This is a genomic window from Halomonas sp. BMC6, from assembly GCF_964204995.1.
Classification (GTDB): Bacteria; Pseudomonadota; Gammaproteobacteria; order Pseudomonadales; family Halomonadaceae; genus Vreelandella.
Genome location: NZ_CAXNSH010000001.1, coordinates 2,402,192 through 2,420,033 on the forward strand (window position 1 = coordinate 2,402,192; position 17,842 = coordinate 2,420,033).

At 57.7% G+C, this 17,842-nt stretch carries 19 protein-coding genes; 16 read left to right on the forward strand and 3 right to left on the reverse strand.

The window, feature by feature from the left end; genetic code table 11:
• Positions 1–110 precede the first annotated feature (110 nt).
• The 9 genes from AB6K10_RS11520 (at position 111) to moaE (ending at position 7,069) form a co-directional block, all read left to right on the forward strand.
• On the forward strand, positions 111–1,409 hold the full coding sequence (locus AB6K10_RS11520; protein ID WP_159341978.1) for an NCS2 family permease: 1,299 nt from the start codon (positions 111–113) through the stop codon (positions 1,407–1,409).
• A gap of 34 nt (positions 1,410–1,443) precedes the next feature.
• Complete coding sequence (locus tag AB6K10_RS11525; protein ID WP_139528053.1) at positions 1,444–1,989, forward strand: adenine phosphoribosyltransferase; 546 nt, start codon at positions 1,444–1,446, stop codon at positions 1,987–1,989.
• Positions 1,990–1,995: 6 nt separating this feature from the next.
• Positions 1,996–2,475: a xanthine phosphoribosyltransferase gene (gene gpt / locus AB6K10_RS11530; protein ID WP_139528052.1), complete on the forward strand. Its 480-nt coding sequence runs from the start codon at positions 1,996–1,998 to the stop codon at positions 2,473–2,475.
• Between the two features lies 1 nt (position 2,476).
• On the forward strand, positions 2,477–3,160 hold the full coding sequence (ung, locus tag AB6K10_RS11535) for a uracil-DNA glycosylase (protein ID WP_305947601.1): 684 nt from the start codon (positions 2,477–2,479) through the stop codon (positions 3,158–3,160).
• Positions 3,161–3,258: 98 nt separating this feature from the next.
• Positions 3,259–3,888: a uracil phosphoribosyltransferase gene (upp, locus tag AB6K10_RS11540; RefSeq protein ID WP_044628300.1), complete on the forward strand. Its 630-nt coding sequence runs from the start codon at positions 3,259–3,261 to the stop codon at positions 3,886–3,888.
• An 87-nt stretch (positions 3,889–3,975) separates the two neighbouring features.
• Positions 3,976–5,205 carry a uracil-xanthine permease family protein gene (locus AB6K10_RS11545; protein WP_339118773.1) on the forward strand — a complete coding sequence of 410 codons (1,230 nt, stop codon included), beginning with the start codon at positions 3,976–3,978 and terminating at the stop codon, positions 5,203–5,205.
• 22 nt (positions 5,206–5,227) lie between these two features.
• Positions 5,228–5,776 carry a molybdopterin-guanine dinucleotide biosynthesis protein B gene (gene mobB / locus AB6K10_RS11550; RefSeq protein WP_339118774.1) on the forward strand — a complete coding sequence of 183 codons (549 nt, stop codon included), beginning with the start codon at positions 5,228–5,230 and terminating at the stop codon, positions 5,774–5,776.
• An 18-nt stretch (positions 5,777–5,794) separates the two neighbouring features.
• Positions 5,795–6,589: a cyclic pyranopterin monophosphate synthase MoaC gene (moaC, locus tag AB6K10_RS11555; protein WP_305947602.1), complete on the forward strand. Its 795-nt coding sequence runs from the start codon at positions 5,795–5,797 to the stop codon at positions 6,587–6,589.
• Positions 6,590–6,592: 3 nt separating this feature from the next.
• The gene (gene moaE / locus AB6K10_RS11560) at positions 6,593–7,069 is read left to right on the forward strand and encodes a molybdopterin synthase catalytic subunit MoaE (protein ID WP_285264266.1); all 477 of its coding nucleotides are present in this window, start codon (positions 6,593–6,595) and stop codon (positions 7,067–7,069) included.
• A gap of 3 nt (positions 7,070–7,072) precedes the next feature.
• Here the strand turns inward: moaE and AB6K10_RS11565 are convergent, their stop codons facing one another.
• Entirely contained in the window at positions 7,073–8,674 is a 1,602-nt protein-coding gene (locus tag AB6K10_RS11565; protein ID WP_339119618.1) for a ribonuclease J, read from the reverse strand.
• A 273-nt stretch (positions 8,675–8,947) separates the two neighbouring features.
• On the opposite strand from AB6K10_RS11565, the gene purU reads away from it, so the two are divergent.
• Positions 8,948–9,802: a formyltetrahydrofolate deformylase gene (gene purU / locus AB6K10_RS11570; protein ID WP_253018821.1), complete on the forward strand. Its 855-nt coding sequence runs from the start codon at positions 8,948–8,950 to the stop codon at positions 9,800–9,802.
• A gap of 17 nt (positions 9,803–9,819) precedes the next feature.
• Positions 9,820–10,491 carry an energy-coupling factor ABC transporter permease gene (locus AB6K10_RS11575; protein ID WP_253018820.1) on the forward strand — a complete coding sequence of 224 codons (672 nt, stop codon included), beginning with the start codon at positions 9,820–9,822 and terminating at the stop codon, positions 10,489–10,491.
• Between the two features lie 33 nt (positions 10,492–10,524).
• Here the strand turns inward: AB6K10_RS11575 and lexA are convergent, their stop codons facing one another.
• On the reverse strand, positions 10,525–11,205 hold the full coding sequence (gene lexA / locus AB6K10_RS11580) for a transcriptional repressor LexA (protein WP_159341986.1): 681 nt from the start codon (positions 11,203–11,205) through the stop codon (positions 10,525–10,527).
• Positions 11,206–11,431: 226 nt separating this feature from the next.
• Between lexA and AB6K10_RS11585 the strand changes: the two genes are divergently transcribed.
• From AB6K10_RS11585 to AB6K10_RS11600, 4 genes are all read left to right on the forward strand, one after another.
• Complete coding sequence (locus tag AB6K10_RS11585; RefSeq protein ID WP_339118775.1) at positions 11,432–12,109, forward strand: TetR/AcrR family transcriptional regulator; 678 nt, start codon at positions 11,432–11,434, stop codon at positions 12,107–12,109.
• Entirely contained in the window at positions 12,087–12,602 is a 516-nt protein-coding gene (locus AB6K10_RS11590) for a L,D-transpeptidase (protein ID WP_339118776.1), read from the forward strand. Before AB6K10_RS11585 ends, AB6K10_RS11590 begins: the two co-directional genes overlap by 23 nt.
• An 85-nt stretch (positions 12,603–12,687) precedes the next feature.
• Complete coding sequence (gene nagZ / locus AB6K10_RS11595; protein WP_253018818.1) at positions 12,688–13,698, forward strand: beta-N-acetylhexosaminidase; 1,011 nt, start codon at positions 12,688–12,690, stop codon at positions 13,696–13,698.
• Positions 13,699–13,741: 43 nt separating this feature from the next.
• Positions 13,742–14,320, forward strand: coding sequence for a hypoxanthine-guanine phosphoribosyltransferase (locus AB6K10_RS11600; protein WP_339118777.1), 579 nt, complete (start codon positions 13,742–13,744; stop codon positions 14,318–14,320).
• A 13-nt stretch (positions 14,321–14,333) separates the two neighbouring features.
• On the opposite strand, the gene AB6K10_RS11605 is transcribed toward AB6K10_RS11600, so the two are convergent.
• The gene (locus AB6K10_RS11605) at positions 14,334–15,167 is read right to left on the reverse strand and encodes a pyruvate, water dikinase regulatory protein (RefSeq protein ID WP_159341991.1); all 834 of its coding nucleotides are present in this window, start codon (positions 15,165–15,167) and stop codon (positions 14,334–14,336) included.
• A gap of 234 nt (positions 15,168–15,401) precedes the next feature.
• Between AB6K10_RS11605 and ppsA the strand changes: the two genes are divergently transcribed.
• On the forward strand, positions 15,402–17,786 hold the full coding sequence (gene ppsA, locus AB6K10_RS11610) for a phosphoenolpyruvate synthase (protein ID WP_159341992.1): 2,385 nt from the start codon (positions 15,402–15,404) through the stop codon (positions 17,784–17,786).
• Positions 17,787–17,842: the final 56 nt, after the last annotated feature.

Sequence of the window (17,842 nt, forward strand, 5' to 3'; positions counted from 1 at the left end):
TCAACGGCTGCACGTGAGGCACTCGCATCACGCGGTGCCTTTCGGTAGTATGTGCGGCTTTTCTCGCACCAAGGGACGCATTCGGCGTAAGCGCGAAGGATAAAAACTACATGAAATTTCTGGACAACTACTTCAAGCTCACAGAGCAGAAGACCAACGTCAAGACGGAAGTGATCGCTGGGGTCACGACGTTCTTAACCATGGCCTACATCATCTTCGTCAATCCGAGCATCCTCTCGGAAGCGGGAATGGATTACGGCGCTGTCTTTGTTGCCACCTGCGTGGCTGCGGCCATTGGCTGTTTCGTCATGGGGCTATGGGCGAACTATCCTATTGCACAAGCACCCGGCATGGGGCTGAACGCCTTCTTTACCTATGGCGTCGTGCTGGGCATGGGCTATACCTGGGAAGCGGCGCTAGGGGCCGTCTTCTTCTCCGGTTTGACGTTCTTCTTGCTGAGTATTTTCAAAATCCGCGAATGGATCATCAACTCCATTCCGCTTTCGCTGCGTTTGGGTATTGCTGCAGGGATCGGCCTGTTTCTGGCGATGATTGCTTTGAAAAACGCAGGCATCGTGGTCGCTAACCCGGCAACGTTCGTTTCTCTTGGAGACTTGTCCGAGCCAGCTCCTCTTTATGCACTGCTGGGCTTCTTCGTGATCACGGCCTTGGCCTACCTGCGTGTGACTGGCGCAGTCATGATCGGCATTATCGGGGTGACCGTCTTGGCCATGGTGCTGGGGCATAACCAGTACGGTGGCATCATGTCCATGCCGCCCTCCATTGCGCCAACTTTTATGGCCATGGATCTGATGGGCGCGCTGGACGTGGCCATGCTCAGCGTCATCTTCGCCTTCCTGTTCGTCGACCTGTTCGATACGTCCGGCACGCTGGTAGGGGTGGCCCACCGAGGCAAGCTGCTGGACGAAGATGGCAAGCTGCCGCGCATCGGTCGCGCCATGATGGCCGATAGTACGGCGTCGATGGCCGGTGCCGCGCTGGGTACCTCCACCACCACCAGCTATATTGAATCCACGGCGGGCATCGTTTCCGGTGGGCGCACGGGGCTGACGGCAGTCGTGGTTGGCGTGCTGTTCTTGATCAGCCTGTTTTTCGCGCCGCTGGCAGGCTCTATCCCTGCCTATGCGACCGCCGGTGCACTTCTCTATGTCGCCGTATTGATGGCGGGAAGTTTGGCGCATGCGAATTGGGAAGATCCCACCGACGCTGCCCCGGTCCTCATTGCGGCGATCGCCATGCCGCTGACTTTCTCCATTGCGGAAGGTATCGCCCTGGGCTTCATCAGCTACGTTGCGATCAAAACGCTGTCGGGCCGCTTTGCGGACCTCAACCCGGCGGTAGTGGTGTTAGCGCTGCTATTTGCAGCAAAGTTTCTATTCATGGGTTAACCACCCAATCTTCGACTAATCAATGAGAGACGCGATGAGCATCTACGGCGATTACATTAAGTCCGTTATTCGCACGGTTCCTGACTGGCCAGAGCAGGGGGTGAATTTCCGTGACATTACTCCCTTGCTGCAAAACAGCGCTGCCTTTCGTAAGCTGATCGACAGTTTCGTGCACCGCTACCAGGAAATGAATCTGGATGCCATCGCGGCCATCGATGCCCGTGGCTTTATCATCGGCGCACCGTTGGCGTACGAGCTGGGCTGCAGCTTCGTTCCCGTGCGTAAGAAGGGCAAGCTGCCGTTCAAAACCATCAGCGAAACCTACACGCTGGAGTACGGTCATTCGGAAGTCGAGCTTCATGCCGATGCGTTCCAGGAAGGCGATCGGATTTTGCTCATGGATGATCTGATCGCCACGGGCGGCACGATGCTGGCAGCGGCCAACCTGATTCAGCGTTGCGGTGGTCACGTCGTCGAGACAGCAACGATCATCGATCTGCCTGAACTGGGTGGTTCTCAGAAAATTCGCGATGCGGGTTACAGCGTATTCGCGGTCTGTTCCTTCAACGAAGACGAGTAACGTCCCATGAGCAGCGAACGCTATCATCAACACTTCACCGTTTCTTGGGACCAAATTCATCGCGACGTGCGCCAGCTGTGCCACCTGCTCATCGAGCGGGATTTCAAAGGCATCGTGGCGATTACCCGTGGCGGCCTGATTCCGGCGGCCCTGATTGCCCGCGAGCTGAACATTCGCCTGATCGACACCGTGTGCATCAAAAGCTATGACCACATGGAGCAGGGCGGCTTGGACATCATGAAAGGCGTCGACCACGATGGTGATGGCTGGCTGTTGGTCGACGATCTCGTCGATACCGGCAAAACGGCCCGTGCCGTGCGTGAAATGCTGCCTAAAGCACATTTTGTCACGATCTACGCCAAACCAGAGGGGCGTCCTTTGGTGGATCAATACCTGACCGAAGTGGCTCAGCAGTGCTGGATCCAGTTCCCTTGGGATATGGGCATAGCTTACGTCGAGCCACTCGCCGATCAAATGAAGAAGTAATATGGCTAACCCGCTACCCGATGATTGGAGCCAGTGGCTAGGGCAAGAGTTTCAGGCGGAGTACATGTCCGCCCTGAAGGCGTTTTTGGCCGATGAAAAAGCGGCCAAGAAAGTTATCTACCCGCACTCGTCGAACTGGTTTCGTGCTTTCGAGCTTACGCCTCTCGCTTCGGTGAAAGTCGTGATTCTGGGGCAAGATCCCTATCACGGGCCTAACCAAGCGCACGGGCTCTGCTTTTCGGTACAGCCGGGGGTGCCAGTGCCCCCGTCGCTCGTCAACATTTATAAAGAGTTGGCGAGCGACGTGGGTTTTACGCCGGTGCGTCACGGTTTTTTGGAGTCGTGGGCCAAGCAAGGGGTGCTGCTATTGAACACGGCGCTGACGGTAGAGCAGGGCAATGCCGCGTCGCATCGTGGTAAAGGGTGGGAGCATTTCACCGATCGGGCCATTGAGACCGTAAGCCGACACGCCGAACCTAGTGTGTTTCTTCTGTGGGGTAGCCATGCGCGTCAAAAGAAGTCGCTGATCGATACTTCTCGCCATTTGGTGTTGGAGTCGCCACACCCCTCGCCGCTATCGGCTCACCGCGGTTTTTTTGGCAATCGTCACTTTTCCAAGGCGAACCAGTTCTTGGAAGCACAGGGGCGTGCACCAATTGCGTGGCAATTACCGGAAACCCCTTAACCTGATGGTCAGTTGCGGGTAGAATGGCGCGCAATTTTGTAAGCATGTCGATGGCGGCCTATGTCGCCATCCTGAATCCCCTGCAGTGAGGAAGTCCCATGAGTGTCTACGCCATTAACCATCCGCTTGTTCAACATAAGCTGGGACTGATGCGCGAAGCTGATTTGAGCACCAAGAGCTTTCGTGAACTGGCAGGTGAAGTGGCTAAGCTTCTGACCTACGAAGCCACCAAAGGTCTGGAGCTTGAGGATCATGAGATTCAAGGCTGGAACGGCGAGCCCATTGCGACGCGTCGTCTGAAAGGTAAGAAGGTCACCATCGTCCCGATTCTGCGTGCAGGCTTGGGCATGCTCGAAGGCGTGACGGATTTGATTCCCAGCGCACGCGTGAGCGTCGTCGGCTTGTACCGCGATGAAGAGACACTGCAGCCGGTGCCGTATTTTGCGAAGTTCGCCAACGACATCGAAGAGCGGATGGCGATCGTGATCGACCCGATGCTGGCGACCGGCGGTTCCATGGTGGCCACGTTGGACATGCTGCGTGAGCGCGGCTGTGAGCATATGAAAGTCATCGTTTTGGTGGCTGCCCCTGAAGGGATTAAACGGGTGCAAGATGCTTATCCTGATGTAGAAATCTACACCGCGTCGGTGGATGACCGACTCGATGAGAACGGCTACATCGTCCCCGGCTTGGGAGATGCCGGCGATAAGATTTTCGGAACGCGTTAAGCGCTCCGCCTCTAAAGGCCCCTTACGCTTCGCGTTGGGGGCATTTTTTTGCCTCCGTGATGAATAACAGACCCCAGGAGTGGTGTGATGACAACGAGTGCGAGACAAGAGTCTTGGCCAAAAATGCTGCTGACCGGCGCGCAGATGCTATTTGTCGCCTTCGGTGCGCTGGTGCTGGTGCCTCTATTGACCGGGCTAGATCCCAGCGTGGCGCTCTTTACCGCCGGGCTAGGTACACTGGTGTTCCATGGTGTGACCAAGCAGAGCGTGCCGGTCTTTTTGGCCTCATCGTTTGCCTTCATTGCCCCGATACAGGGTTCCATTGCCAGCTTTGGCGTGTCAGCCACCTTGGGTGGATTGATGGCAGCAGGCCTGGTGTATGTGGCGATTTCCCAGGCGGTGCGGTTGAAAGGCACCGCTTGGCTGCATCGCTTGCTGCCTGCCGTGGTGGTTGGCCCCGTTATCATGGTGATCGGCTTAGCCCTCGCGCCGGTCGCCGTCAGCATGGCCACCGGGGAAACCAGTGACCAGATTGGCTACGGTCAGGCGATTTTTCTTTCCATGGCGAGCCTGCTGGTCACTCTAGTGCTAGCAGTGTTTGGGCGCGGCATTCTGCGCTTGGTGCCTATCATGGGGGGCATCGCGACAGGCTATGCCTTGGCACTCATCATGGGAGTGATCGACTTTACGCCGGTGCGGGAGGCTGCCTGGCTCTCGTTACCCAATTTTACGGCCCCTAGTTTTCATTGGGCGGCCATTCTCTTCATGATTCCTGTGGCGATTGCACCCGCCGTCGAGCACATTGGGGACATGGTGGCCATTGGTTCGGTCACGCGCACCAACTACCTGGAAAAGCCCGGCTTGCACCGAACGCTACTGGGCGACGGTTTGGCCACCACGGCTGCGGCGCTATTTGGCGGGCCGCCCAACACGACTTACTCGGAAGTGACCGGCGCCGTGACGCTGACCAAAGCGTTCAATCCCGCCTACATGATGGTAGCGGCGGTCATCGCGATCGTGCTGGCGTTCGTGGGTAAGCTAGGGGCGCTGCTGCAAACCATTCCTGGCCCGGTCATGGGGGGCATCATGACGCTGCTGTTTGGCTCGATTGCCGTGGTGGGAATGAACACCCTGGTGCGCGCGGGGCAGTCGTTGACGGCGGCGCGTAACTTGGTGGTGGTGTCGCTGATCTTGGTGTTCGGGATTGGCGGCATGCAGTTTGGCGGTGGGCAGTTCACGCTCCAGGGTGTCAGCTTGGCGGCGATGGTGGGCATTGCGTTAAACTGGCTGTTGCCTGCTGAAAAAGAGGGTGAGTGACCCGTGGCGCTAATGGTGAATTATGAGTAATACCCTACACTGCCCGTTTCCCGTATTGGGGGTGGCTGCCTGGAGCGGAACCGGTAAAACCACGCTGCTAGAGAAGCTTTTGCCTAAGCTGCGTGAACAGGGCCTTTCGGTGGCGGTAATCAAACACGCCCATCACCAGTTCGATGTGGATCAGCCCGGGAAAGATAGCTACAAATTGCGCAGTGCTGGCGCAGCGCCCATGCTGATTGCATCGCGCCAGCGTTTTGCGCTCATGCAGGAAACGCCCGGGCAAGAGGAGCCCGATCTTGCCTACCTGTTGACGTTGATGGCCCCCCACGCGCCTGATTTGGTGATAGTGGAAGGGTTCAAGGCTTGGCCCATTCCCAAACTGGTGCTCTACCGCGACGGTATCGGTGATCCGGCGATTTTGTCCGATCCGTGGGCCCAGGCCGTCGCGCTGAGCGGTGAGCCGCCCGTGGCGCTGGCGCCCTCCGTTACGCGCTTGAATTTGAATCAACATGAAGAGATTGCTCGCTGGGTAAGCGAGTGGGTCGACCAACAACGCCGCTCTTTGGCTTGATGATGAAAAGGTGACACCATGCAGTTAACCCACCTGAATGCGCACGGCGAAGCAAATATGGTTGACGTCGGCGATAAGCAAGAAACCCGTCGAGAGGCGGTCGCCTCCGGGCGTATCGTTATGCAGCCCGCCACCTTGAAGTTGCTGAGTGATGGGGCGCTGCCCAAAGGTGATGTGCTGGCCACGGCGCGCATCGCCGGTATCCAAGCTGCCAAGCGAACCCATGAGCTTATTCCGCTTTGCCACTCACTGGCGCTATCCAAAGTGGCGGTAGCGTTCGATATCGACCATGACCAAGGGTGTGTGAACGTGTCGGCCATGTGCCGCTTGAGCGGCCGCACTGGCGTCGAAATGGAAGCGCTGACCGCGGTGTCGGTCGCATGTTTGACGTTATATGACATGTGTAAAGCGGTCGACAAAGAGATGCGTATCGAGGCAATACAGCTGGATAGCAAGCAGGGCGGTCAGCGCGGCGATTACCGCCGGGAAATGAACGCGCCCATCGTCACCGGTGAAGGGGCTGCGGGCGAGGTGAGTCTCGGCGAGCGCTGCGCCTCTCCCTGTGTGCGGGTCAAGTTTCTGGCCGAACTGCGTGAGCGTATTGGTGAGAGCGATCTGGCCATTGGCTTGGACAAGCTGCCAAGTCGCGATGTCGCTGGCTTGAAAGCGGCGCTCAGCGCTCAAGACACGCGTTTTGCCGTACTTGCCGATCAGCGGACGCTATGTGCCATCAACCAGGTAATGGCTAATGACAGCGCACGCATTACCGATGAAGACGAAGTGGCCTTTTTTCCGCCGGTCACCGGAGGCTAAGCCGTGTCCGTTCACGAACCGACAGCGCCAGACATTGCGGTAGCGGTACAGCCCGCGCCATTTTCCATGGATTATGGCTATGAAAGTGCGTTGCGCCAGCGTACTGATATTGGCGCGATCGTTACCTTTACCGGGTTAGTGCGAGATTTCAACGAAACGCCTGACGTCACCGGCTTGACCCTGGAACACTACCCAGGCATGACCGAGCGCACCTTGACACAGATTGCCGAGCAAGCTTGGCAGCGCTGGTCACTGCAAGCGGTGCGGGTCATTCACCGGGTGGGTGATTTGTCCCCTGGGGATCCCATCGTGCGGGTACTGGTCGCCAGCGCGCACCGCCGTGATGCGTTCGAGGCGTGTGATTTCATCATGGATTATTTGAAAACGCAGGCACCCTTTTGGAAGAAAGAGCACTCTAAACAGGGAGCTTACTGGGTGAAAGAGCGCGACACCGACCAGCAGGATGCTGCTCGGTGGTAGTACTCAAGGCTCGTCGTTCAGCTCTTCGATGGTCGGCATTTCGGCGGCCATGATCTGCAGGTGCACGTCCGGCATATGCTGTAAGTGGTTCGCTAGCCAGTGCACCAGCCTTGGCTGAAGCGCATGACGCAAATTGGCCAACGTATCTGCCGGGATCTCGTCGAGCTGGTCATCCAGCCACTCGCTAAAGCTATCTTCGTCCATGGGGCTGGCGCCGCTGGCATCTAGCATCAAGCGCCCGATCCGGCACCAGCCGGTCTCTGTGGCAGCGACCGGCAGAGCCAGAAAGAGGCTGCCCCGGCGGGAAGAGGGCTGGCCAATATCCAAGCCGGGGTGGGGCACCACGCTATTTTGGTTGACGATGCAAGGGGGCTGCGGATAGCGCGTCTCGCAGCGCAATCCCTGGTGGTCGAGCACGAGCATGTCACCATTTACCGGTGCCAGCGGTGCTTGAATACCTAGCTCTTCGGCCAGCGCCTGATGCGCCGCTTGGTGGCGAGCCTCGCCGTGCACCGGCAGTAGCATTTTGGGTCTGACCCACTGATAGAGCTTTTTGAGCTCTTCCTGAGCGGGGTGGCCGGTGGCGTGAAGCTCGGGATGATTCGTTTCATCGAAGAGCGTGACATCGAGTTGCAACAAACGTTTTTTAAGCTGCTCAATGGGGCGCTCATTGCCCGGAATAGCTTTAGCAGAAAAAATGACGCTATCGCCTCGCTCCAAGTCGACGAACGGATGGCGCCGCTGGGCCAAACGCTGTAAAGCGGCGCGAGGTTCGCCCTGGCTGCCGGTGGCAATGATCACGACCTCTTCGGGGGGGAGGTAACCAAGGTCGTGGGCGGGCACTAGGGGCGGAAAGTCGTCCAAGTAGCCAAGGCCTCGGGCCACACTGACCATGCGCTCCATCGAGCGGCCCATCAGGCTAACCCGGCGGCCACATGCCTGGGCCGCTAAGCCGATGGCCAACACCCGCGCCAAATTACTGGCAAAGCAGGACACCACTACGCGGCCTTTGCAGGCTTTCAGCGTGGTGGCCAGTGCCTTGGCGACGTCTCCTTCGCTCGCCGACTGTCCCGGCATGGGGGCATTGGTAGAGTCACCCACCACCAGATCTACCGGCGCCAAGGCCCGAAACTGTGCCGCACTGACCGGCGCACCGATGAGCGGCGTTGGATCGAGTTTCCAGTCTCCCGTGTGCAGGATGCGGTAATCTCCCGCTTGCATCATGATGGCGCAGCTTTCGGGGATGGAGTGGGTAACGCTGAGATAGCGAAGTGTGAATGGACCGCTCTCCACCGCGTCCCCTGGTTCGATGATCTGAATCGCTGCGCTACTGAGCTGGTGTTCGGCAAACTTGTAGCGAAGTAGTCCCGCCGCCAGTGGCGTAGCAAAGATCGGGCAGCCCCATTTAGGCCACAGCCACGCTACGGCACCGATATGGTCTTCATGGCCGTGCGTAATGAACAGCGCCTTAGGTACGATCTTGAGCGCTTCCAAGGTATCCGTGTTGGGCACTTGAAGCGGGGAGTTCGGCAGGTCTTGGCGAATCATCATGCCGCAATCGACGGCGATCCACTGATCGTCGTATCCATACAGCGTAAGGTTCATTCCAATTTCGCCACAGCCACCTAGCGGCAGTAGGCGCAGAGGCGGGCGGCGACGGGGACGAAGTTGAACGCGTGATGGATGCATCAGTTATGAAAAGCCTAGAAAGTAATCCCTTAACTATACGGGATGCGGGGGGCGGGTAACAATCATCGCGGCACCTGACCACGGTGCTTCATCATCCGGCTTACGTTACACTAAGGTCGCTACAGAGTTTACCTGCCGCCCGGCAGGTGCTTGGCGAGCGTGCCGTTAAATACGTTAAGAGTGTTTGTGATGTCTCATTATTACCGGTTAGTTGTTTCCTGCCCAGACCAAGTGGGCATTGTGGCGCGTGTCTCAAGCTTTATTGCTCAGCAGGGTGGTTCCATTACCGAGGCAAGCCAGCACTCGGATTTAGAGACTGGCCGCTTTTTCATGCGTTATGAAATTCTGGCGGACTCACTCGGCATGTCGGCAGAGGCGCTGCGTACCGCGTTCGAACCCGTCGCTGCGGAGTTCGATATGCAGTGGTCGCTGGTCGATACCGAGAAACGCCGCCGCGTGGTGTTGATGGTATCCCGAGAGTCTCACTGTTTGGTCGACTTGCTCTACCGCTGGCAGGCAGGGGAGTTGGATTGCGATATCGTCGGCGTGATTTCCAACCATGACGATATGCGTTCGCTCACCGAGTGGTACGGTATTCCCTACCATCATGTGCCGGTCGATCCTGCCAACAAACAGCTGGCGTTCGATCAGGTGCAAGAGCGGATCGACGCGGCCCGTGCAGACTGTGTCGTGCTGGCCCGCTATATGCAAATACTGCCGCCCTCGCTGTGCGAGCGCTATGCAGGTCGAGTCATCAACATCCACCACAGCTTCCTGCCGTCGTTTGCCGGTGCCAAGCCCTACCATCAAGCCTATGAGCGGGGCGTGAAGCTGATCGGTGCGACATGCCACTACGTGACCGAAGAGCTGGACGCCGGGCCGATCATCGAGCAAGACATTCATCGGGTCAGCCACTGTCATACGCCTACCGACCTCGTTCGGTTTGGTCGCGACGTGGAGAAAGCGGTGCTGGCTCGCGGCTTGCGTTGGCACTTGGAAGATCGCGTACTCATCCACGGCAATAAGACGGTCGTCTTTAGTTAATCGATTCTGGGGGCGCTATGTCCTTTGCACAAAGCGTATTGGCACCGTGGGCGCTCGTGATGAGTGGGTTGTTGTCACTGGGTGTGATGGGCTGGTGCGTTTGGCTGCGCCCCTGGCAACCTCTTCTGGATGATCCGGCGCTTCAGCACCGCTGGCTGGCCGCAACCCTGATCGTCATGCTGTTTTGGCAGCTACGCGCGCAAGCGGTGGATTGGCTGACGCTGCATTTGGTCTTTACGGTGCTGATGACGCTGGTATTCAAAATGCCGTTAGCGCTTATCAGCAACCTGATGATCAACGTTGCCATGGTGGCGATTGGACGAAACGACTGGGCCCTGCTGGGGGCAAACGTGCTGGTCACCGGCATCGTACCTGCCATGGTGACAGGCGTAGTGTGGCGGCTGGTTGATCGCCGGCTGCCGGATAATTTGATGGTCTTTCTGTTTGCCTGCGGCTTTTTTGGTGCGGCGCTGTCGACATTGGGGGGTGGACTGTCGGCGGTGGCGCTCATCCTCATGGCGGGCACTGACCCTGAAGCCGTGTATCTGGCTCAAGAGTATGCCCGCTTTTTACCGCTGCTGATGCCTTCCGAGGCCTTCATTACGGGGATGCTGCTCAGCATCCTGCTGGTCTACCATCCGAACTGGGTGGCCACGTTCAATGACCACCGTTATATCGACTCCCAGTAACGCAGGCGAGTGTATGCAGAGCGTCGGTGAGGATCAGCCCAGTGCCTGACCGTTGCCTCCACGAATTACCCCAACGCCGACGCCTTCGATATCCAGTTGCTGCGTGCGCAGATCGATCTCGATGGGGGCAAAGTCGGCGTTCTCGGCAATCAACGTCACTTGATGCCCCTGGCGTTTAAAACGCTTGACCGTGACTTCGTCTTCTAGTCGTGCTACCACGATCTGACCATCCCGCACGCGGTCGGTACGGTGAACGGCCAGTAAGTCGCCTTCCAAAATGCCGACATCTTTCATGGAGAGGCCGCGTACCCGCAATAAATAATCGGCCTTGGGCGTGAAGTACTCGGCAGGCAACGGGCAGTAACGGTCAATGTGCTCGGCGGCCAGAATCGGGCTGCCAGCGGCCACTTCACCAATCACGGGCAATCCGTTGGGGAGAGGGTCAGCGGCGACCGATGCTGTGGCAGGGGCTGGCGTATCGGCAGGTTCCAGCGGCTCTTGATTAGGCAGGCGGATCCCACGGGACGTATTACGAATAATGCGAATGGCCCCCTTGCGCTCTAACGCGCGCAGGTGCTCTTCCGCTGCATTGGGAGAGCGGAAGCCAAGCGCTTTGGCGATTTCGGCGCGCGTTGGCGGATAACCCAGCTCACCCATGGTCTTAACGATGAAATCAAATACGTGCTGCTGACGTGCTGTGAGTGGACGCGACATACCAAACTCCAAAACAGTGAAAAGACAGTAGCTACATGTCGGCTTAATCAGTATGTGGTTAAGTATACAGTATGTTGCTCTGTCCAGTACATGGCGAGGACCACGAAAGCTAGACAAACATGAAACCCGTCAATGACTAGGCACGAATTGGATAAGAGATTGAGCCAGCAAAGCGAATGGCATAGTATTCAGCGTTGTTTAAAACACCTGTTTTTTGGAGGGCGTTATGGCCCGGTCGGATACGGTAACGCGTATTTTGGATACGGCAGAGGTGCTATTTGCAGAGCGAGGCTTTGCCGAGACGTCGCTGCGCAATATCACTAGCAAGGCGCGGGTCAATTTGGCCGCCGTGAATTACCACTTTGGGTCCAAAAAGGCGCTGATTCAAGCGGTGTTCGCCCGCTATCTTGATCCGTTCTCGGCGCGCTTTCATACCGCACTGGATGAACTAGAGGCGCACTACCAGGGCCAGCCGATTCCCCTAGAAGTGTTGCTGGAAACCATGGCGACTACGGTGCTCGCCGTTCCAGCCGAGCGCAATAGCTTAAAAGTGTTCATGCGACTGCTAGGGTTGGCCTACAGCCAAGCGCAGGGACATTTGAGGCGTTACATCCAGCAGCAGTATGGTGATGTGTTCACCCGTTTTACGGAGCTAGTGCGCAAAGCGACGCCGGATCTGCCGGACGCCGAGCGCTTCTGGCGGCTACACTTTATGTTAGGAACGGTAATATTCACGCTGTCAGGGCTGGATGCACTGCGCGATATTGCTGCCAAGGATTATCAAGAGCAGGTCACGGTGCGTGATTTGGTGCGACGGCTGCGTCCTGTCGTAGTGGCAGCCATGAATGCACCGTTACCCGCTGTGGTTGAAGAGGGTCACCATGGTAACGCCCAAGCTAGCTGAGCTGCCGCCAACACGCGGGGGTTGGATAGAGATCGATACCCAGCGCCAGAGGCTGTGCTGGTGGCAAGGGAACGACATTCAGCATGAGTGTGCGATTTCGACGGGGCTGGCAGGCGTGGGGCAGGAAGAGGGTAGCGGTCAAACACCGCTTGGCTGGCACTATGTGCGAGCGTCGATTGGCCGCGGTTGTCCGGATAACGCCGTGTTTCGTGGTCGCCGCTGGACAGGCGAAGTCTTTTCGCCAGAGCTTGCGACCGCGCACCCCTCGCGCGACTGGATTTTGACGCGCATTCTATGGCTGTGCGGGTTGGAGCGGGGTGTGAACCGCGGAGGGAGCGTGGATTCCCAGCGGCGCTATATTTATCTGCACGGTACCCCCGAGGACCAGCCCATGGGCGAGGCCGCTTCTCACGGTTGCATACGCCTGCGCAATGACGATTTACACTTCTTATTCGACCATGCCCAGCCCGGTACGCCGGTTTGGCTTCATTAAGCCCATTGATGCGGCGTCCTGCCAGAATTTTGACACGCTAAGCGGTTAGTCTAGAATGGCGCCCTTTTTTGTTGGACTCACCACCATGACGCAACCCATCGGCCCGGTCATGCTTGACCTAGAAGGGCCACAGTTATCCAACGCGGAAAAGCGCCTGCTAAAAGATCCCGCCGTGGGCGGTGTGATTCTGTTTGCCCGTAACGTCGAAGACGCTTATCAAGTTCGCAAGCTGTGCGAGAGCATTCGGCGTGTGAGAGGCGATTTGCTACTGGGGATCGATCAAGAGGGGGGACGTGTCCAGCGAATCAAGCAGGGCGTTACCCGGTTGCCCGCCATGGCGCGTCTTGGGGAGCTGTTCGCCAGCGACCCAGTAGCAGGTTTGAACCTCGCCAAAGATACCGGCTGGCTGTTAGGCATGGAAATGGCCGCCTGCGGTCTGGATATTAGCTTCGCTCCCGTATTGGACGTGGAAAGTGGCGTGTCAAGCGTGATTGGTGAGCGCAGCTTCAGCAGTGACCCGCTTCACGTGGCCAAACTTGGTCATGCATTTGTCGAGGGCTTGCATGATGCCGGCATGGCCGCCGTGGGTAAGCACTTTCCCGGCCATGGGGGCGTGGCGGCAGACTCCCACGTGGCGCTACCCGTCGATGACCGAACGCTGGCGGAATTGAAAGCCCGCGACCTCGTGCCGTTTCGCGAGTTGGCGAGTGTCTTGAATGGCGTCATGCCGGCCCATGTGATCTATTCGGCTTTTGACAAACGTCCCGCCGGATTTTCGCCAACATGGCTGGGCATGCTGCGTGAATCGCTCGGGTTCAAAGGGTGTATTTTTTCGGATGATTTGAGCATGGCCGGTGCGCACGAAGCCGGTGGCCCCGCGGAGCGCGCCAAGGCAGCCCTGGCGGCTGGCTGTGACATGCTGCTGATATGTAATGATCGTGCGGCGGCTCTTGAAGTCGTTCACGCCTGTGACGGGGTGTTGAACAAACGTCCTGCCAAATTACGTTACGGCCGCGCAAGGCCAGAGCTCGATGCTTTGGCTGCGCTTGGTCGCTGGCGGCGCACCCATGCCAAACTCGACGCGTTGGCACACTGATTTTTATACCGTTATCTTTTTGAAGGCTTTGTGGAGAAGTAGCATGTCCAAGTTGGATACAGAAGCGCTTGAATCGCTGGATTCCATGCGTGAGTTGATGGATAACGCCGACTGCCTGATTTCGCAAGAACAGGTAGAGCGGGCGCTGGATCGCATGGCAGAGGAGATCACGCGTGACTTGGGCGACAAGCTGCCGGTGTTTTATTGCGTTATGAACGGTGGGCTCATCACGACGGGGCACTTGTTGACACGTCTGGGGTTCCCGCTAGAGGTGGATTACCTGCACGCCACGCGGTATCGGAACGAACTGCGCGGTGGTGAGCTTTTCTGGCGCGTCTCGCCTGAAGTGCCCATGGCGGGACGTCATGTGGTCATCGTCGATGACATTCTGGACGAAGGGGCGACGCTGGCCGCCATCCTCGAATACTGCAAAGAAGCGCAGGCCGCCAGTGTCACGACCGCCTTACTGGTCGACAAGCAGCACGACCGTAAAGCAGTGCCGGGTCTGAAGGCCGACTACTGCAGTCTGGAAGTGGCCGACCGTTACGTTTTCGGTTTTGGTATGGATTACAAAGGCTATTGGCGTAACGCCCCAGGGATTTTTGCGCCTAAGGGCATGTAATACAAAGCGTTGCCTAGCGGGGAGAGAAGCGCCTCGCTAGGCCCGTCTCCGCGATCATGCGGGTCGAAATCTCCTCCACGGAAAACCGCGTCGTATCGATGTAAGGAATGTGCATCGTTCGATACAGCGATTCCGCCTGCTCTACCTCCTGCAAGCATTGATCCATCGAGCTATAGCGGCTGTTGGGTCTGCGCTCATTGCGAATGGCCGATAGCCGACGGGCATCGATGGTCAAACCAAACAGCTTGTGTCGATGGGCTGCCAATGCCTTGGGCAGCTTAAGGTGGCCGTCTTCGTCCAGATCGTCCTCGGTCAGCGGGTAGTTGGCTGCACGAATACCGAATTGCAGCGCGAGATACAACGACGTGGGGGTTTTTCCGCAGCGAGAAACGCCTACCAGAATGATGTCGGCTTTGTCGTATTGGTGCGTGCGTGCACCATCGTCGTTATCCAGTGCAAAGTGGACCGAATGGATGCGATCCATGTAGACATCGTCACTCCCGATGGAGTGAGTGCGACCGACGCTGTAGGAGGAGTGGGTTTCCAGCTCCTGTTCGAGCGGCTCCAGGAACGTCGAAAAAATATCCACTTTGAATCCTGATGCCTGACGAATGACGTTCCGGATGTTTTGATCCACTATGGTATCGATGATGATGGGGCGGTGACCGTCGCGGATAGCGGTGGACTCGATGATCTCGGCCAGCGCTTGGGCTTTCTCCACCGTATCGATATAGGGTTTGGTCAGCATGTTGATCTCGACATCGCTGAATTGGGCCAGCAGGCTGCGTCCCAAACTCTCTGCAGTGATGCCGGTACCATCGGAAATGAAAAAGGCCGTTCGCTTCATAGACTGTTCCGCCAGCTAAGGGTGCATGATGCGTCTATTGTGGGCTGCGTCTGCCGTCAGCACAACGCTTCACCGTCACTACATAAAACGGCTATATCAGTGAGTTGTTGTAAAAATCCTCCACTCCCTTCGCTGTTAGACCAATGGCGAATAGGAACGCGTGGTGCTAGGGTGACAGCGTCTAACAGTGTCGCCCTATGGGGTTGCAACAAAGTCTGAAAGCGAGGGGGTTGCGTGGAAGAGTACATTCTGTGGTTCGATCAGCTAGGTATGGCAGACGTCGAACGCGTGGGTGGTAAAAACGCCTCGCTGGGCGAGATGATTTCCAATCTGTCGGGGGTTGGCGTGACAGTGCCCGGCGGCTTCGCGACCACTGCCCACGCGTATCGCGAGTTTCTCTCCCATGAGGGGCTGAACGACCGCATTAATGACACGCTCGCTCGCTTGGACGTTGACGATGTCAAAGCCCTGGCCGAAGCCGGTAAGACGATTCGTCAGTGGATCATCGATACGCCACTGCCTCCCGCTTTCGAGGCCGCGCTGCGCGATGCTTACGAAAAGCTCCAGGCTCAGCACCCCAGTCTGAAAGTCGCCGTTCGCAGCTCTGCCACTGCAGAAGATCTGCCGGACGCCTCTTTTGCAGGGCAGCAAGAGACCTTCTTGAACATCGAAGGGTTTGCCAATATCAAACACGCCGTGCATGAAGTGTTTGCTTCGCTGTTCAACGATCGCGCCATTTCCTACCGCGTTCACCGTGGCTACGCTCACGAAAACGTGGCGCTATCAGCAGGCGTCCAGAAGATGGTGCGCTCTGAAACCGGTGCTTCCGGCGTAATGTTTACCCTCGATACGGAGTCAGGCTACCGCGATGCCGTCTTCGTCACGGCCTCATGGGGGTTGGGTGAAACCGTGGTACAGGGGGCTGTCAATCCCGACGAGTTCTATGTGCACAAGCCCACTTTGGCCGCAGGTCGCCCGGCGGTGCTGCGCCGCACGCTGGGGTCCAAGCTGATCAAGATGGTTTATGGGCAAGATGCTAGCGCCGGTAAGTCCGTCGACACCGTCGATGTACCTTTCAAAGATCGCGGTCGCTTCTGTATCAACGATGAGCAGGTGATGGACCTCGCCCGTCAGGCGGTGACCATCGAGCAACACTACCAGCGCCCGATGGACATCGAGTGGGCGCTGGATGGCGACGATGGCAAGCTCTACATCGTACAGGCGCGTCCGGAAACCGTGGTGTCTCAGCAGGAGGGCGGGAAGCTCGAACGCTTCCAGCTACGCGAAAAGGGCCGCACCCTGATTACCGGTCGCGCCATCGGTCAGCGTATTGGACGCGGGGCGGTCAAGATCGTCTTGAGTCCCGATGAGATGGACAACATTCAGGAAGGCGACATCCTGGTCACCGATATGACGGACCCCGACTGGGAGCCGATCATGAAGCGCGCTTCGGCCATCGTGACGAACCGTGGTGGCCGCACCTGCCACGCGGCCATCATTGCCCGTGAGCTGGGTATTCCGGCGGTGGTGGGCTGTGGCGATGCCACAACGCAGCTTCAGGAAGGTACCGACGTAACGGTGTCCTGTGCAGAAGGCGACACTGGTCACGTGTATGAAGGGCTATTGGCCTTTGACTGCAACGTGTCCAGCGTCGATTCGATGCCGGAAATCCCCTTTAAAATCATGATGAACGTGGGTAACCCAGATCGTGCGTTCGGCTTTGCAAGCTTACCCCATGCTGGGGTTGGCCTCGCGCGACTGGAGTTTATCATCAACCGCATGATCGGTGTGCACCCGAAAGCGCTGCTGGAATACGATACGCTGCCTGCCGATCTTCAACAGGTGATCGACCTGCGTACCGCTGGCTATGCCGACCCGGTGAGCTTCTACGTCGATAAGCTGGTCGAAGGGATCTCCACGCTGGCAGCAGCGTTCTACCCGCAACGAGTGATCGTCCGCCTGTCGGATTTCAAATCCAACGAGTATGAAAACCTGATTGGCGGCAAACTCTATGAGCCGGGCGAAGAGAACCCGATGCTGGGCTTCCGTGGTGCTTCCCGCTATATTTCGGACGCATTTCGCCCTTGCTTCGAGCTCGAGTGTCGCGCGTTGAAGCGCGTGCGTGACGAGATGGGCTTCACGAACGTCGAAATCATGGTGCCATTCGTTCGCACCACCGACGAGGCACGCGAAGTAGTGGACCTGCTGGCCGCTAACGGCTTACCGCGTGGCGGGGACGAACATCCAGACGGTTTGAAAGTCATCATGATGTGCGAGCTGCCAGCCAATGCGCTGCTGGCGGATGAGTTCCTCGAGTACTTCGACGGTTTCTCGATCGGGTCGAACGATCTTACCCAGCTAACCCTGGGCTTAGATCGGGATTCCGGCATCGTGGCGCATCTGTTCGATGAACGTAATCCCGCAGTGAAAAAGCTGCTCGCCATGGCGATCAAAGCCTGTAAAGAGAAGGGTAAGTACGTGGGCATTTGCGGCCAGGGGCCGTCCGACCACCCGGATCTTGCTAAGTGGTTGATGGAGCAGGGTATCGATTCGGTGTCGCTCAACCCTGATGCGGTCCTGGAAACTTGGTTCATGCTGGCAGGTGAAACCATCGCCTAACGCATTGTTCATACGGTTAGCGTGCTTGCTATTTTGCGCCCGACCATTGTGTCGGG

Coding starts and splice junctions, on each gene's coding strand:
- AB6K10_RS11585 (WP_339118775.1), top strand. CDS start 11,432: ATGGCCCGGTCGGATACGGTAACGCGTATTTTGGATACGGCAGAGGTG.
- mobB (WP_339118774.1), top strand. CDS start 5,228: ATGAGTAATACCCTACACTGCCCGTTTCCCGTATTGGGGGTGGCTGCC.
- moaC (WP_305947602.1), top strand. CDS start 5,795: ATGCAGTTAACCCACCTGAATGCGCACGGCGAAGCAAATATGGTTGAC.
- AB6K10_RS11575 (WP_253018820.1), top strand. CDS start 9,820: ATGTCCTTTGCACAAAGCGTATTGGCACCGTGGGCGCTCGTGATGAGT.
- nagZ (WP_253018818.1), top strand. CDS start 12,688: ATGACGCAACCCATCGGCCCGGTCATGCTTGACCTAGAAGGGCCACAG.
- AB6K10_RS11600 (WP_339118777.1), top strand. CDS start 13,742: ATGTCCAAGTTGGATACAGAAGCGCTTGAATCGCTGGATTCCATGCGT.
- purU (WP_253018821.1), top strand. CDS start 8,948: ATGTCTCATTATTACCGGTTAGTTGTTTCCTGCCCAGACCAAGTGGGC.
- AB6K10_RS11545 (WP_339118773.1), top strand. CDS start 3,976: ATGACAACGAGTGCGAGACAAGAGTCTTGGCCAAAAATGCTGCTGACC.
- AB6K10_RS11520 (WP_159341978.1), top strand. CDS start 111: ATGAAATTTCTGGACAACTACTTCAAGCTCACAGAGCAGAAGACCAAC.
- lexA (WP_159341986.1), bottom strand. CDS start 11,205: ATGTCGCGTCCACTCACAGCACGTCAGCAGCACGTATTTGATTTCATC.
- AB6K10_RS11605 (WP_159341991.1), bottom strand. CDS start 15,167: ATGAAGCGAACGGCCTTTTTCATTTCCGATGGTACCGGCATCACTGCA.
- AB6K10_RS11565 (WP_339119618.1), bottom strand. CDS start 8,674: ATGAACCTTACGCTGTATGGATACGACGATCAGTGGATCGCCGTCGAT.
- ung (WP_305947601.1), top strand. CDS start 2,477: ATGGCTAACCCGCTACCCGATGATTGGAGCCAGTGGCTAGGGCAAGAG.
- AB6K10_RS11525 (WP_139528053.1), top strand. CDS start 1,444: ATGAGCATCTACGGCGATTACATTAAGTCCGTTATTCGCACGGTTCCT.
- AB6K10_RS11590 (WP_339118776.1), top strand. CDS start 12,087: ATGGTAACGCCCAAGCTAGCTGAGCTGCCGCCAACACGCGGGGGTTGG.
- gpt (WP_139528052.1), top strand. CDS start 1,996: ATGAGCAGCGAACGCTATCATCAACACTTCACCGTTTCTTGGGACCAA.
- upp (WP_044628300.1), top strand. CDS start 3,259: ATGAGTGTCTACGCCATTAACCATCCGCTTGTTCAACATAAGCTGGGA.